Genomic DNA, 15444 nt, shown 5'->3' with positions numbered 1-15444 from the left:
CGCAGTAGCTTTGTCTTATTCAATAACTTAAAAAAACTAATACTGACAAACTATGAGAAAGCTAATTGCAACCGAATGGATATCCCTTGACGGTGTTTTTGATGCAAGCACAATGAACGTATGGTTCAACCCTTACCACAGCGACAGCCGGGCGGCAGCCATTCAGGAGACTATCTCTGACTGCGACGCTATGCTGTATGGCCGGATCACTTATGAGATGCTGTACCCGTATTGGTCTGGATTTCAGAACAACGAAATGGGAGTAGCCGAAAAGCTCAACCAGGTCAAAAAGTACCTTTACTCGCAATCAACCCAGGCTCCCGGTTGGGAAAATACCGAAGTGCTTCGGGGTGACCTCGTGAGTGAAATCACTTCAATTAAAAATCAATCCGGTGACAATATCCTTGTCCAGGGAAGCGGCAAGCTCCTAAATACCTTATTAAAGGCGGGACTCATAGACGAGATGAGGCTGATGGTGCAGCCGCATCTGGCAGGTTCAGGGCAGAAACTATTTGATCAGGATCTGAACATTGGTATGCAACTAGACGAAATCCGGCGGTTGGAAAAAGGTGTGACAGTTCTGGTTTATCGCCCTCTTACCCAGTTGGCCGTTAATGCTTAGAATACCGGCGTATATTGCTGTCTTCTGGCAAGGTACTCCTTAGGGGTCAACCCGGTAAACTCGCGAAAAACGCGTGTAAAATGACTTTGGTCTGCATATCCATGTTCAAAAGCCACGTCTGAGAGTTTGTCAAATTGCAACTGGTTTAGTTGCTGGAAGGCCGCATCGAACTGGCACACGCGCCGGAATAGCTTGGCCGACATTCCTACATTGTTTTCAAAAAGCCGCTGCATCGTGCGTTCGGTCACGTTTAACTCGTCTTGCAAGGTGGTCAATGAATACAGGCCCCGACTATTTTTGATTTGTGCTACCGCAAAGTTCACCCGCTCAATGTCATTCTCGTCCATTGATGGGAGGCCAGTCAGGAACTCTTCCATTAATTGGAGCTGTTTTATCAAATCGGATGTATTAAGCAGTCGTTCTTCCAGACTCTTTTCCCTGGCCTGTCTAAAATAACTGATGTCGATACAGTCGTCGGTCAGCTGTCGCGCACCGGTTTGAAGCAGAGGTTTCAGTGTATGTGGCTGCAGAAACCATGCAATGAGTGTAAAATTGCCCGCTATCAGCAATTCGTCCGGCCGGATGGTCTGCCCATACAGCGTGAGGTGCCCTACTTTTCCCACCCTTGTTTTTGCGGCGGTCGTCTGGAAGATGATCACTGGCGAACCGTTGGCGAAAAGCGGCAGCGTAAATTCCGGGGCACCTTCATAACGGATCACAAGAATCCCATTGACGAGCGGCGATAGCCGCAGTGATGGTAAAAGATACTGAACCTGCATGAGTATTAAGACTTAGCTATCGTTCTCAAATTTTAAATTTATTCATGAAAGTACCTTTGAGACAAAAAATGGTGACTGTAAGTATCAATGATCCAGTGCCTTTTGAATTTCTTGTTCAAGATCCGCAGAATAACCTTCCTTTGCGTAGATGATCATTCCTTGCTTATCAATTAGCACATACAACGGTATGGCAGCGAGTTGAAAACCATCCTTGGACTGCTTGTTACCAATCAACATAGGGAATGTTGCTTTAGCCTTTTCGGCTCGCTTCTTGGAAATGTCTATCTGGCCGGTTTCATGAACAATCCCGTAAACTACAAGGCCTCTGTCCTTGTAGCGATCATAAATTTGCTGAACTTTTGGCATTGAGGCAATGCATGGGCCACACCAGACCTCCCAGAAATCCAGTAAAGTGACCTTCCCCTCAGTTACAACAGAATAAGATTTAGTGCTATCAAAAGCAGGTAATGATATGCTAGGAGCTTCTGTATCTCTCAATTTAGACTGCTTCGCAGCACCATCAGCAGACGCGGTTTCCTGAACATAATCTTTCAGGAAGGGAGCGTCGTAGAAGTCATAAGAATTGCTATTCAAATCCAAGTTTCTAGCTTGAAAATTTAAGTCTTGCACCTTCCCAAGCGTTTCCTGATGTTTCCGTACCGCTATCGGCAGCATGCTAGATTTGCTAATTGTTATTGCCTTATAGCGTTTATATACATCGTGCTCAACTAAATCAGGATAGTAGAAAGTGAGATAATAATTGTGCTGGTCTTGCGAGAAAGTGCTATTGACAGCCTGAGTCGTATCCAGCCGAATCAGGTCGAGCAGTATAACCTGGCCACCTGTGGTACCATACAGGAGATTTTCGGATGGTTTGGATATCATGCTGTACATTTTCCTAGTGGTGTCAGCTACGTAAGCGACATAACCATTATAAATGGTTTGTTGATCAAAGCCATCTCTTTGTGCCCAAAACAAGCATCCAAAAAGTTTGTCTTGATGGCTAACAAACAACTTTGCCTTTCCGGTAATTGTCCTAACATGCCCAGTGACAAGGGTGTCTGTGCGATGCAAATCGTAGGAAATCGTTTTAAGCGATGCTTGCTTTTTTTGGACTGCGCTAATTATCTCCTGCGCGTCCTGAGCAATGGCTACCTTTACCAGAGTAAGGATTGTTAAAACCAGCATGAATATTCTGTACATACTCATGGAAAGTAATTTTGATGATTTTCAAACTATTAACAACGAGTGACTTGATCGACTGGAAGTTGCTTCAGTCTAAAAAAACGTTTGTTCCTGAGACAGCTCTTCCCTACTCCTGCTGGTTCACGTCGCGCAAATTCAGACAAGCTACCAGACAATTATTGTCGTAGAAGAAGACCGAATTCCACCTCGTCTAATTTTCTTAAAATTAGACGTCTCAATTATTTCTAGCTATTCAATTATCAACAATATTTCTGACTAATTTACATATAATTTGGCTTTCGAAGCTTTCAGATTCTGTAGTTTGTATCCCTGAAAACCACGATCCCTATCCTCTATGAAATACTTATTTTACATGCTTGTGGTCGTTTTATTCTTTTCCTGCAAGAAAAAGGATGAAAAGTCTCTAAATGCTTCCGACCTGGAGGTCAAGATAGACAGCATTGTCAAACCGTATATCGACAAAACCGAAGTGGCGGGCATGGCCATCGGCGTTTTTAAAAATCATAAACCCTTGTTTCAAAAAGCCTATGGGTTGGCCGATCTGGAATTGGATGTCAAACTTCCGGTTAACGCATCATTCGAGATTGGTTCAGTCACCAAACAGTTCACTGCGGCCGCCATTCTACAGCTTGCCGAGCAAGGAAAACTTACGCTGGAAGATGATCTGGGGAAATATTTAAAATTTGATACCCATCAACGAAAGGTCACGATACGGCAATTGCTGAGTCATACGTCCGGGATTAAAGGCTATACGGAATTGCCCAGCTTTGAGACCCTATCGATTCAAAAGCATAGCAGAGATACTCTGTTACGCATCGTGGAAAAAGAACAATTCGATTTCGAACCGGGCGAAGCATTGATCTACAATAACACGGCGTTTTTTATGCTGGGCCTGATCATCGAAAAAGTGAGTGGATTGTCTTATGAAGAGTACGTAAAAAAGAACCTGTTCGATAAGGCCGGGATGACTAACTCCTATTATTGCAGCGAAAACAAGATCATCAAAAACAGGGCGCATGGTTATGACAAGGCCGAAAAAGGGTTGGTGAGAGCCGCCTATCTTGATCACACCTGGCCATTTGCAGCCGGTTCATTATGCTCGACCGTTGAGGATTTGGAGAAATGGAACAATGCGCTTCATCATGGGAAAATTCTCAGTGAGAAAAGCTACAAGGAATTTCTAACCCCTGTAAGCCTCAATGATGGTACGATCACCCGATACGCAAAGGGCATTACAGTTACAGATTGGAAGGAAAAACGCCTCATAGAACACGGTGGCGGAATCAACGGTTTCCTTTCACAGAACAGCTACTTTCCTGACGAGGATGTCAGCATCATTATTTTGATCAACACCACCAGCGTCAGGCCCAGGAAAATTGCTGATAAAGTGGCAGACCTGATTTTTAAGAGTCCACAGGCCAGTACGCCTGCGCATTTTACGGGTGACCTGGGGAAATTTACGGGTAGCTACAAGGGCCCGGGACGTGGCCAGGAAATGGATGTAAAAATCGGTAAAAACGATTCCACCCTTTTGCTGACAATGGGCAAGGAAAAACCTCAAACGCTCAATTACATCATGGGTAATTCGTGGACCGATGGAAGCACCAATTATCTCTTTAAGCAACAAGAGGGTCGGATCACCGGATTACGAATGGACGAGGTCTATGGATATTTGGTTTTGAAAAGACAGTAGTCCACAGCGGATAGACTCTCACTCTGCATAGCCTCAGAAAAATGCCTGGACATAATTTTTCGCTTTGGTCGGCACCAGGCCCAGGCGTGGTATTTCCACGCGGGTATTTCCTTCAAGAAAAACAAAAGAAATCATCGTTGCCGGTAAGGATGTCTACCGGCCTTAAAGAGGAATTTTTTCTGCAGTGTGATCCAGACTGTGGACAGCAGCAGTGATAATGCAGTAATGGCGATGCCGGTCTTGAACAGATCATGACCGATCACCTGCATTTTATAGGCCATTGAGCAGGCAAGTATTCCGAATTCTCCGATCTGGGACAGCAACGCGCCTCCGTAAAGGCTACTTTTCCAGGAGTATTTCAACCCCTTAAAAATCGCCGCGGATAACCCGCTGTTGACGGCCAACAACAACAACGTCCCCAAGCCTACCGTCAGCAGGTGCCCGTTTAGGTAGGTAAGGTCCAGGCGCAGCCCTATGGTGACAAAAAAGAGCGCGACAAAAAATACCTTAAAAGGATGCAATGCCCCTTCGAGCCATTTAAATGTATCCAGCTTACCAATAAAGATACCTGCTATAAAGCTCCCCAGCGCACTGCTGAGCCCGGAAAGCTCTGCCAACACGCCAAACCCAAGGCACAGTAAACAACCGGCAAAAACCTGCAATTCATGGTCGTCCTTAAATATATCTTTAATTTTCAGTTGTATGAAAGTCCGGTTGCGTACCGCACGGAGCACCAGAAAAACAAGTACGCACGCAGCAACTGCAACCACGACACGCAGCCAGGAAAATCCTTTGCCGCCCATAAATTGTATAGCGCCCAGTATTGGTGCAAGCATCAGGTCCTGCAGGAGCAGGATATTGAGTATCATCATCCCGAACTCGGTTTTCAGCTCTCCGTTTTTGCGGAGGTATTCACTGACCACCGCAGTGCTATTAAAGATCAGCAGAATGAAAATAATGATGCCGGTCAAATACGGCCATCCAGCTAAAAATGAAACCGCCATGACCAGCCCCAAGGTCAGCACGACCCTCATACCCTGCGCCACCAGCGGCTCAAATAGCATCGACTTGTTATCTGGGATATCGATTTCCATTCCAAGAAAGAACATTAACAACAAGATTCCTATCTCTGCGACAGGTTCGATGTCTTCGGCATTTGGGAAAAGGTTGGCTGCATGCGGCCCTATCAGGAAGCCTGCGATGATATAGGCGATCATATACGGTTGCCGCAACCTTTTTAGTAAAAAGATCAGCAGCAGGATCAGCAGGCATAAGGCACTAACAGAAAATAACACCTGGTTCATTTCTTGGGCGACTTTGGTCTTTTTACGGTCATTCTGAAAATAGCCAAACAGACAAAATGGGCTTACCATCCTGGCAAGCCCATTTTTGTTGCTAAGCTATTTCAATCAGCCTTGGGGCCTTTTGTTTGGCCTGCTCCTGTTTGGGGATGGTCAGGTGCAGCAACCCGTTTCGGTACTGCGCCGAAATGTGCTCGGCATCAACCACATCCCTGGGAAGAACAAAGCTTCTTTGAAAAGACTGATAGCTGAACTCCTGGCGGCTGTAACCGTCCTGCCCGGACTGCTCCTGTCGCTCTTTCTGTGAACTGATGGTAAGCGTGTTGCCATCCAGTTCGACCTTGAAGTCATTTTTGTCCATGCCGGGAGCGGCCATTTCAACCTCAAAGGTATCGCCGGTTTCGCGGATGTTGACCGAAGGCACAGTCGTGCTGGTCGCTGAATAATTGTTGTTGCCCCAGTTAAAAAGTTCGCGGCCAAAGAAATCGTCGAACAGCGCTGGGAATGTTGCGGGCAGTAGCCCGTTCCTTTTGATGAGTGACATAATCAACCTCCTTTTTAAAAGTTAAACAAAAATATAATGAACTTTGGCTGGCTTTGTTCGCCTGCCGGATGATGTGTGTTCAAACTATATTCCATCCGGGAAATGGCAGAAAAATTTTCAGGATCTGACAGCTTTTTCTGACAAAATGTATGTGTCCGGGCGACATTTTAGCCGCCCAGGTTGCAAAAATGACATTGAAAAATCTGTTAGGCCAACCAGAAGGCTATACCGAAAATAGTAAGCCAGTTAGTGCAGCGATGTTGACAAGGTGTCACAATACTTTTTTCATCATGATATCTGTCTGCTCATCTTCGCCAAATTTGAAAATATGCTTATCGAAGACTTTGAAACCGTTCTTTTCATAAAACCGAATCGCTTTTGGATTTTGCTCCCAGACACCCAGCCAGAGATATGCATTCTTTTGAAGCTGGGCTACTTCAAGTGATTTTTCATACAAGATTTGTCCAACCATTTGGCCATGATAGGCTTTTTTTACGTAGATGCGTTCGATTTCAAGAGAGCTTGGATCTTTCAGCTCAGTTTGGGCCAGGCCGGAATTGACCTTCAAATACCCTACTGGAATTTTATCGTCCCATGCGATAAAAAACTGGGAGTCCGGATTGCTCAGTTCTGAATTCATTTTTTCATCACTAAAATTTTCGGCTAGATATTTTTCCATATCCGCTTCCGTATTGGCTTCTGCGAATGTTTCCAGGAAGGTTTCTCTGCCAATTTGTTGTATGGTTGCCAGATCCTGAAGGCTGGCCTTACTTATTATTATCTTATTCATTTGAATGATGGTTGCTTAATTTACGACAATTCCATGATCAGCTCATCGGCAGTGACTGACAAAGCAAAAGTCCAATCGCATTGCCTTAGCGGGCCCTCCAATTGGAAAGGTGACCATAAGGAACGATCCGACTGCTCTGACCCCCGGCCCAAAAGTATAAGCAGTAGTTAAATATCGGTACGCATTTCGAAATAATCTAAAAGAATATTTTCCTCTCAACCCGAGCTTGACTAACACCGCCCGGCACTGCCTTTCATGTTGGGATTTCAACTTGAACAAACTTGAACACGAATTGGAAACACTGTAAATGCTCCCATGGATACATTTATAGAAACATTTACGTAGCCATGCTCAGAAATTATATCATCATTGCCCTGCGTACTTTTAAAAAGCAGCGGGGATTCACATTCATCAACATCATGGGCCTGGCGATCGGGCTGGCCAGCGTGACCCTGATCTATCTGTTTATCATTGACGAACAAGGCTTCGACCGGTTCCACCCCGATTCGGAAAATCTGTACATCCTGGGTTCGCACAATCAGATGAACGGTAATGAGTACACTTCGGCCTATGCGCCAGGTGCGTGGCTCAATGCACTCAAAAGTAATTTCCCCGAAATAAAAGGCGGGACACAGCTGCTTTCGCTGGGATACCCGGCCCACTTCTGGGACCGTCAACAGGATAAGATATTGCTGTCAGAAAATATTTTTTGGGTGCAGCCGGACTTTAAAGAAGTATTTTCCTTTCCATTGAAATACGGTAACCCGGCAACGGTATTTTCTAAGCCCAACGCCATTGTGATCAGTGCTTCGGTCGCCAGGCAATTTTACGGCGGCCAGGATCCGGTTGGCAGAACCCTGGAACTGAGCCACATTTACGGCACAAACAACAAATACGTCCCCCTCATTGTCACCGGAGTTTTGGAGGATTACCCCGGCAATTCCCATATTCAGCCCGACTACCTGGTCAGTACCGGCATGCTGCACGATATGATGACTGCAGGCGGGCAGAACTGGCTGGAAAACTGGGGGGCATCGTCGGGCTGGTTTCTGACCTACCTCCATACCACGCCAGGCGCTGACATTGACAGGATACTCAAAACATTTAACGGGGTGGTGCAATCCAATCTTCGCCAAGATCCCAAGAATGTGATCCAGCCAATGATCAAGCCTTTGAGGGATGTACATTTCAGCGATGAGCTGCGGTCGAGCTATAACAACAGCCGGATCGGAAATATCAAGTACCTCTATATTTTTGCATCAACCGCGCTCTTGGTGATTGTCATCGCCAGCATTAACTATATGAATTTGGCCACTGCGCGGGCCGTGAGGCGTTCCAAAGAAATCGGACTGCGCAAAGTTTTGGGAAGCCGGCGCTGGCAGCTGGTGGGGCAGTTTCTCAGCGAGTCAATGATCACCACTTTGATCGCATTGCTGATCGGGCTGTTGCTGGCTATGCTGCTGCTGCCAACATTCAACAATGTTGCTGGAAAGCATTTTACATTTGTCCACCTGATGCAGGGCAGATTGATCGCCTACATCCTGGGTACCACCGCCCTGGTGGGATTGCTTTCGGGCAGCTATCCCGCCCTGCTTTTGTCGGGCCTGATGCCACTGACCGTACTTAAAAACGCAAGGGTTTCGGCAAAAGGCTCCGACCGGCTGCGCAAAGGCCTGATCATTATGCAATACACAATCACTATTCTGCTCATCGTTTCGACGGCCATCATGGTGCGGCAGATGAATTTCATACATCAATCGGTGCTAAGCCGGAGTGGCGACGCGCTGCTTTCTGTCCGGTGGTCCGGAATGGCCTCGCTGAACAAATACCTGTCTCTCAAGCAGCGTATTCAGGAAGACGCCGAGCTGGACGTGGTCACCTTAGCCAATCACCTGCCAAACCAGGATTATTTCGGTTCGCTCGACCATGATGTGACCTTTCCTGAACTCGGAAATGAACAACACCGTTGGGGCGGCATGAGCGGGGACTTTGACCTGCCCAAAGCATTTAACCTGGAACTGATAGCGGGCCGAACATTCAGGACCGGCAACCCGGCCGATTCGAGTACCTACCTGCTCAATGAAAGCGCGATAAAGTCACTTGGGTTGCCGATGGAAAAGGTATTGGGCATGCGGCTGACCATCAATCGCCCGGGCGCGGATCCTAGTCAGCGAAGAGAAGGTACAGTGATTGGCATCGTTCGGGATTTTCCCTATCAGTCGATCCATCATGCCATTTCGCCACTGGCCATCGGCAGCCGGCCCGATCCTGAGGACCGTATTCTGTACATAAAACTTCCAGTTGGAAAATTTCAGGAAAAGATCGCGCAGATCGAAGCCAAATGGAGACAGGAACTGCCCGGCGTTGGTTTTGGCCACTGGTTTATGAGCGAAGAATTCGGCAGGATGTATGATGGAGAAAACCGGTTGTCAATCCTTTTCAAATCGTTTTCAGTGCTGTCGATCCTGATCGCCTGTATGGGCTTGTTCGGCCTTTCATCGTACCTGGCCGAGCAGCGCACCAAGGAAATCGGGATACGGAAAACGATGGGTGCCTCATTGCCACAGATCCTGCGCCTACTGTTCATGCCATTTTTGCGTTTGCTCGGCGTCGCCTGCCTGATTGCAATCCCGCTCGGTTGGCTGGCCATAGACCGCTGGCTGCAGGATTTCATTTACCGGGTCCATGTGGATATGCTGGTTTTCCTGACGAGCATCCTGCTAGTGGCGCTGCTGACTGCTTTGGTGGTCAGTTACGAAACGATCCGGGCTGCTTTGGTCAATCCGGTCAAGAGCTTGCGGTCTGAATAGCGCTGGGTAAAAGCCGCCTGGCAAACCCAGGTTTTAAAACCGATTAGATTACCCAATTCCCTTACCCGTATAAGTTTTCATGGAACTGGGCAAGGGCATCTGCCACAGCTCAATCGTGGGGCAATGCTATCTGAACTGGCCCTGCTAGCGGAAACGAATATTAATATTGTTACATTCGATCTGGCCGCTGCACTACAAAAGCTATCATCTGCCAGGACGTATACTTCACACAGAACACCATCCATTGCTTGATGGGCTGAACAAATCGAGAGCAACCCGTTCAAACAGCATCAGGGTACTTTCTGATCCTGTTTGAACGGGGGCAGATTGAAGTCAGAAAACTGTTCGGATAGTAAGGCACTTTTATTTCATCCAGACGCAAACAGCACCATTATCTATCAGATTTACAATCGGTTACTTACTTTCTAATTTTTGAAACATCACGTCAAGAATTTCGCTTAAAGTCGAAGACCGAATTTTACTTCCGGCTGTTGACTTCGATTTCCTGTCCCGGTGAATCAAATATTTCCAATTGTCCTGGCTTCTCCTCCTTCTTTGCATTTTCCCCTTGAAGAGACTACCCAAAAGCAATACATTTTGTAGAATATATATAAATTATACTGAATAATTGAAATTATACAGTACAATATATTGCAATAATTAATTTTATCAATATGTTTAACAACCAAAGCCGCACTTTGATTGTAATGATGCCCAGCAGATCCAGACCGGAACTGCTTTCATTACCCTTTTGCCATCTAGCCCCATTTTTGAAAATGAATATCCAACTAAAATCACTCCATTACTATGAAGAGAAACTTACAAAAATGCAAATTCGCGGCGGCATTGGTGATGCTCCTTCAACTCGTTTTTTTGCTTCCGCTTACCATCCAGGCCCAGGGCAAAAAGATTACCGGCAAGGTATTTTCCGCATCCACTTCCGAAGTGTTTCCTGGTGTTAACATTATTTTGAAAGGAAATACCAACAAAGGCACTATTACCGATAACCAGGGCATGTTCTCCATCGATGCTGCGCCTGGTGACGTGTTGGTATTCAGCTTTATTGGCTTTAAAACAAAGGAGGTCAAGATAGGTTCCGAAGCCACTTTAAGTATTCCGCTGGAAGATGGCGGCACTGAACTGAGTGAATTAATTGTGACCGGGTCCAGAAACACCGGGCGAACAATCCTGGAAACGCCTGTCCCGGTGGATGTTATTTCCATCAAGGATATTATGGCAGACCTCCCTCAGATGGACCTGGCTCAAATGCTCGCTTTTGTTGCACCAAGCTTTAATGCAGTCAGGTCCCAAGGTGGCGACCTTGACTCCCATGTAGATCCGGTTCAGCTCCGCAACATGGCACCCAACCAGATTCTTGTCCTGGTGAATGGAAAGCGAAGGCATACCTCTGCCTTGCTCATTACCGGAACCGCTGTAGGCAGCCCTTCCACTTCTGTTGATTTGATGACCATTCCAGCTTCGGCCATCGATCGCGTTGAAATTTTGCGCGATGGTGCTGCCGCTCAATATGGATCCGACGCAGTGGCCGGCGTAGTCAATATCATTCTCAAAAAAGGTACTGATAAACTGACGGGCAGTTTTACCGGCGGAGGTTATGCTAATACCGGTGGTAAAGCCGGAGAACTGACAAAGGATGGTAAGCCCGACGGATTTAATTATCAGTTTGATGCCAATTACGGCTTCAAGATTGGCGACAAAGGTTACTTTAACCTCTCCGGTCAAATCACGCAAAAACGTCCGACTTTGAGACCTTTTGTCAATGACTGGGGATTTTTCGATAATACCTATCTGAATAACCTGCGGACTGATAAAAATGGAAATCCGGTCATCACCAATCCTGAGCTCGTTGCTGCACAGGCCTCGGGTAACACAGCAGCACTTGCTTCGCTGACCACTGAACCGGGCTTAATGGCGGCACGCGGGCTGACCAAAGCTGATTTTGCCGTTTATGCGGGCATGCCTGCCATTACGCTCGGCAGCACTTTTTATAATGCAGGCTATCAATTGAACCCTACGACGACCCTGTATAGTTTTGGGGGCGCGTCTTACAAATATCTAAAGGGATTCTCGTGCTACTACCGTCGCGCCGCACAGACCGACCGTTTCAATTACCTGCTATATCCCAATGGTTTCCGTCCTCAGATGACTTCCAATACCTCAGACCTTTCCAACACCACAGGTATTAAAAGTAAGCTAGGTGAATTCAATGTTGATTTCAGCAACACATTTGGCAGGAACCGGATGCGCATCGGGATGGTCAATACCATGAATGCTTCATTGGGCTCGAATTCACCGGTCAATATGAATTTGGGTACACACCAGTTTACCCAAAATTCCACAAACCTTGATTTTTCCCGTTATTTCAAAGATGTGCTACACGGTCTGAACATTGCCTTTGGTGCTGAAATGCGCATAGAGAACTACAAAATCATGAAGGGCCAGGAAGAGGCTTACACCTATGGAGATGCAGGTGTGCTAACCGTTGGTAAAGACGGCCTACTTGTCGGACCAGATGGAAAACCTTTGGAAGATGCCAGCAGCACGCCTATCGTAGATGCAAATGGAAATCCGATCAGCGTCAATGCAGGCCAGCAGGTTACCGTTAAATCCCTCTCTTCCAATTGCCAGTGTTTCGCTGGATTCGGCCCAAAAAACGAAAGAGATGAGTACCGTACTACCATGGCAGCTTATGTGGATGCCGAACTGGAAGTGACCAAAAGCCTTTTGATCGCTGGCGCTTTTCGTGTGGAAAATTACTCGGATTTCGGTGGCGTTACGATCGGAAAGTTAGCCGCCCGGTATTCCATTGCTAAAACACTTTCATTGCGGGCCTCTATTGCTTCCGGATTTCGCGCGCCATCCCTACAAGAGTTGAACTACACTCATACAGCTACCGCATTCGTACCGGACGCCAATGGGATCCCCCAACCACTTGATGTGACAACCTACCCTACCAACAGCACGGCTGCCAGAGTTCTAGGCATTCAGGGCCTTAAACAGGAAAAATCCAGGACCTATGGCTTAGGGCTTACTTATCAACCGGCGCATGGATTTGAAGTAACATTGGATGCCTATCAGATTGATGTAGATAACCGTATTTTCAGGACCAGTTACTTCAATGCTTCCGAGGTAGGTAATAACTACGATGAAGTGATCGGCGGTGGCGAAGCCCAGTTCTTTGTGAATGGTGCAGACGTACGTTCAAAGGGAATTGAAGCAGTCGGAAATTATACGCTGACCCTGAACCGCGGCAAAAGCTTCATTTTCAGCCTGGCAGCTATTTTCAGTAAAAACACCATTCTGAACAGAAAAGTACTTGATCTGAATGTCTCCAACCTGACCGAAGACCAGATTGTTGCCAAGTACCTTGACCGGGCAACCATTGGTCAGTTTGAAACAGGGACACCCAGACAAAAACTGATCGGATCCGTTACCTACCGCGTCAATAAATTTCACGCTATGGTGAGAGGAACATACTTTGGAACCGTTACGTCCCGCTCGACTTCCTCTGACGCAGAAGGCAACTTTTACGATCAGAAGTTTTCGGCGCAATCTATTTTCGATGCGAGCGTCGGCTACGATCTGACCAAGAATTTAAAATTCTCTATTGGCGGCAGCAACGTATTCAACAAGTATCCTGATATACTACGCAGTGAAAATCAAGGATTTTATTTGTATGACAACAACCAGCAAGGCTCCAACGGATCTTACTATTATGGCCGTGTTTCTTTCAACTTTTAATGATCATCCTGACATGAAAACATATATCAGCAAAATTGCCCCGATGTTATCTTTGGCTATCGCGATGACTTTATTTGCATTGCTTACTTCCTGTGAACAACAGGACTACCCACCCAATTTAAGTACAGCACCAGGCGGTGGTACTGTGTCGACTTATAAGGCTTATACGTTGGCTGCTGCGGATACGGCAAAAATCTATGGGCGCGTTGTATTCTACAAATACAACAAAACGATCACCCTGGTACAAATGGGAATTTATAACGGAGCAGCTGGCAGCACTTACACAGCCGCGATTTTTCCCGGAAAAGTAACAGCAGCACCCGCGACGGCCCTCAAGGTGCTCGACACTGTTGCAGGCGCTACGGGAGCATTCGCGACCAGTAAGTATTTTAGCATTAGTGAAGAGGGGTTTTTCGATAAACTTGACACCTACAATGCTAACGTAACGATTAAACTAGGCGCGACCACCGTTGCCTCTGGCGATATAGGCGCTAACGCCGCACCCATAGCCGAGGCTGAATAGCGCCCGGTTAGACAAAGTGAGACTCATCAGAAATTAAAAGCCCTTTTTCTACATGGTAGCAAGAGGGCTTTTTTTGCATTGTTAACTGTGAAATTCGAAGATAGAGGAGCAAAATAAAAATCTGTTGTTCTTATGGAATATGCCCTGCAACGTTTACTGCTTCGTGGTTGGGCGAACTCGTAAGATTCGAACGCAAGGCTAAGAATAAAAGCAAAAAGACCCTTGTTAAAGTATACAGACCAAGCTCGTGATGCTGATCAACAAAGTTTCAAGAAATCCTGGCAAAGAAAGATCTGCACTATGATTTAAAAGGAATTATTAGTAATCATCGATTTTTGGAAGACTTGAGGTTACTACAAAAAAGCTCGGCGAGATTGTTATAAAGCGAAAAATGGTAGAAATGCAGCCAGTCGGTATCACATTTCGAGCAATTGCTGTAACCAATAAAAAAAGTTGTAGCGCCGCCTCCACAGGCACATACAAGAAAATTTTTGAGCAAGCCGTTCGATCCGCTTGAGATAATATGCTAGGCATATGTGCATTACAGGGAATTTTTGCAGGAAATTGAAAAAAGTGCTTTTCAAAAATCCCTGCTTAGGGATCAAATCCATTTCCTGGACAAGCTTCCCGGTTAGACACTTCGTCACAAATCTTGTCAATATTCGTGACGATAAATTACGTACTATGTTGACACTAGGAACTGAAAAACAGATAGAAAAAATAGTTAAATCAAAGCATCGGGGTTTGCTTATGTTCCCCGAAGATTTCTCCTGGTATGGTTCATCCGAAGCTGTAAGGAAAGCGCAGCAACGCTTAGAGGATAAAAATGTGCTTGTACGGGTCGCCCAGGGAATTTATGTAAGGCCAAAAGAAAGCCCCTTAATTGGAGCTGTAATTCCAACCGCGGAAAAGGTCGCAGAGGCAATAGCAAAAAGGGATAAAATAAGAACGGTTCCCAGTGGAAGCTATGCATTGAATGCCCTTGGATTAAGTACGCAGATTCCAATGAAGATTGTTCTTCCGACCGATGGATCCCCACGCGAAATTAAAGTGGGCAGGCGAACAATTAAGTTTAAAAAGGTTTCCCCTAAAAATCTTCTTGCGAAGGGGAAAGTTAGCAAACTGGCAATTCAGGCTCTGAAAGAACTGGGCAAGGAAAATATCAGTGAGCATGAAGACAAAATGAATGTTAAATAATGATCCAAATGTAAGTTATTTAGATTGATTCGAGGCTTTCTTTAAGATAACGTCCCTACCATCCTGATGTTGAAAGTTGATCCGGCCCCACTGCATGAGCGGAAGTTTAATTTAGTAAGCCAGTCATTTGACGAGATAGGCGATCTTATTTGGAATTATTGCAGTAAGGAATTATAATATTCTACAAATATTGGTTTTAAGCCAATATTAATAAGGT

General features: G+C 46.0%; 11 protein-coding genes. 6 read left to right on the top strand and 5 right to left on the bottom strand.

Translation table 11 applies throughout. The features are described 5' to 3' along the window. Positions 1-52 precede the first annotated feature (52 nt). Positions 53-622, top strand: a complete 570-nt coding sequence (locus ON006_RS03755; protein ID WP_244823969.1) for a dihydrofolate reductase family protein — start codon at positions 53-55, stop codon at positions 620-622. Here ON006_RS03755 and ON006_RS03750 read toward each other — a convergent pair. After that, entirely contained in the window at positions 619-1401 is a 783-nt protein-coding gene (locus tag ON006_RS03750; protein WP_244823968.1) for an AraC family transcriptional regulator, read from the bottom strand. The two genes, ON006_RS03755 and ON006_RS03750, sit on opposite strands and share 4 nt — an antisense overlap. Before the next feature lie 84 nt (positions 1402-1485). Beyond that, complete coding sequence (locus ON006_RS03745) at positions 1486-2610, bottom strand: TlpA disulfide reductase family protein (protein WP_244823967.1); 1125 nt, start codon at positions 2608-2610, stop codon at positions 1486-1488. 331 nt (positions 2611-2941) lie between these two features. On the opposite strand from ON006_RS03745, the gene ON006_RS03740 reads away from it, so the two are divergent. Beyond that, positions 2942-4300 (top strand): serine hydrolase domain-containing protein, encoded by a 1359-nt coding sequence (locus tag ON006_RS03740; protein ID WP_244823966.1) that lies wholly within the window; start codon positions 2942-2944, stop codon positions 4298-4300. Positions 4301-4431: 131 nt separating this feature from the next. Here ON006_RS03740 and ON006_RS03735 read toward each other — a convergent pair whose 3' ends face one another. The 3 genes from ON006_RS03735 to ON006_RS03725 form a co-directional block, all read right to left on the bottom strand. Next, positions 4432-5673: a cation:proton antiporter domain-containing protein gene (locus tag ON006_RS03735; RefSeq protein WP_244823965.1), complete on the bottom strand. Its 1242-nt coding sequence runs from the start codon at positions 5671-5673 to the stop codon at positions 4432-4434. A gap of 22 nt (positions 5674-5695) precedes the next feature. Then, positions 5696-6145: an Hsp20/alpha crystallin family protein gene (locus ON006_RS03730; protein ID WP_244823964.1), complete on the bottom strand. Its 450-nt coding sequence runs from the start codon at positions 6143-6145 to the stop codon at positions 5696-5698. Positions 6146-6416: 271 nt separating this feature from the next. Continuing rightward, positions 6417-6935, bottom strand: a complete 519-nt coding sequence (locus ON006_RS03725; protein WP_244823963.1) for a GNAT family N-acetyltransferase — start codon at positions 6933-6935, stop codon at positions 6417-6419. A gap of 347 nt (positions 6936-7282) precedes the next feature. Between ON006_RS03725 and ON006_RS03720 the strand changes: the two genes are divergently transcribed. The 4 genes from ON006_RS03720 (at position 7283) to ON006_RS03705 (ending at position 15227) form a co-directional block, all read left to right on the top strand. Further along, the gene (locus ON006_RS03720; protein ID WP_244823962.1) at positions 7283-9745 is read left to right on the top strand and encodes an ABC transporter permease; all 2463 of its coding nucleotides are present in this window, start codon (positions 7283-7285) and stop codon (positions 9743-9745) included. Between the two features lie 807 nt (positions 9746-10552). Further along, positions 10553-13507 carry a TonB-dependent receptor gene (locus ON006_RS03715; protein WP_244823961.1) on the top strand — a complete coding sequence of 985 codons (2955 nt, stop codon included), beginning with the start codon at positions 10553-10555 and terminating at the stop codon, positions 13505-13507. Positions 13508-13520: 13 nt separating this feature from the next. Next, the gene (locus tag ON006_RS03710) at positions 13521-14030 is read left to right on the top strand and encodes a hypothetical protein (RefSeq protein ID WP_244823960.1); all 510 of its coding nucleotides are present in this window, start codon (positions 13521-13523) and stop codon (positions 14028-14030) included. A 684-nt stretch (positions 14031-14714) separates the two neighbouring features. Further along, positions 14715-15227 (top strand): DUF6088 family protein, encoded by a 513-nt coding sequence (locus ON006_RS03705; RefSeq protein WP_244823959.1) that lies wholly within the window; start codon positions 14715-14717, stop codon positions 15225-15227. Positions 15228-15444: the final 217 nt, after the last annotated feature.

The sequence above is a fragment of the Dyadobacter pollutisoli genome (assembly GCF_026625565.1).
Classification (GTDB): Bacteria; Bacteroidota; Bacteroidia; order Cytophagales; family Spirosomataceae; genus Dyadobacter; species Dyadobacter pollutisoli.
The sequence above is the reverse complement of the archived record's forward strand: the minus strand, read 5'-3'. Positions and strand labels throughout refer to the sequence as shown.

What these genes read in the sequence shown, in the direction of transcription:
- ON006_RS03705 (WP_244823959.1), top strand. Translation starts at nt 14,715, where the DNA reads ATGTTGACACTAGGAACTGAAAAACAGATAGAAAAAATAGTTAAATCA.
- ON006_RS03755 (WP_244823969.1), top strand. Translation starts at nt 53, where the DNA reads ATGAGAAAGCTAATTGCAACCGAATGGATATCCCTTGACGGTGTTTTT.
- ON006_RS03725 (WP_244823963.1), bottom strand. Translation starts at nt 6,935, where the DNA reads ATGAATAAGATAATAATAAGTAAGGCCAGCCTTCAGGATCTGGCAACC.
- ON006_RS03720 (WP_244823962.1), top strand. Translation starts at nt 7,283, where the DNA reads ATGCTCAGAAATTATATCATCATTGCCCTGCGTACTTTTAAAAAGCAG.
- ON006_RS03740 (WP_244823966.1), top strand. Translation starts at nt 2,942, where the DNA reads ATGAAATACTTATTTTACATGCTTGTGGTCGTTTTATTCTTTTCCTGC.
- ON006_RS03715 (WP_244823961.1), top strand. Translation starts at nt 10,553, where the DNA reads ATGAAGAGAAACTTACAAAAATGCAAATTCGCGGCGGCATTGGTGATG.
- ON006_RS03750 (WP_244823968.1), bottom strand. Translation starts at nt 1,401, where the DNA reads ATGCAGGTTCAGTATCTTTTACCATCACTGCGGCTATCGCCGCTCGTC.
- ON006_RS03735 (WP_244823965.1), bottom strand. Translation starts at nt 5,673, where the DNA reads ATGGTAAGCCCATTTTGTCTGTTTGGCTATTTTCAGAATGACCGTAAA.
- ON006_RS03745 (WP_244823967.1), bottom strand. Translation starts at nt 2,610, where the DNA reads ATGAGTATGTACAGAATATTCATGCTGGTTTTAACAATCCTTACTCTG.
- ON006_RS03730 (WP_244823964.1), bottom strand. Translation starts at nt 6,145, where the DNA reads ATGTCACTCATCAAAAGGAACGGGCTACTGCCCGCAACATTCCCAGCG.
- ON006_RS03710 (WP_244823960.1), top strand. Translation starts at nt 13,521, where the DNA reads ATGAAAACATATATCAGCAAAATTGCCCCGATGTTATCTTTGGCTATC.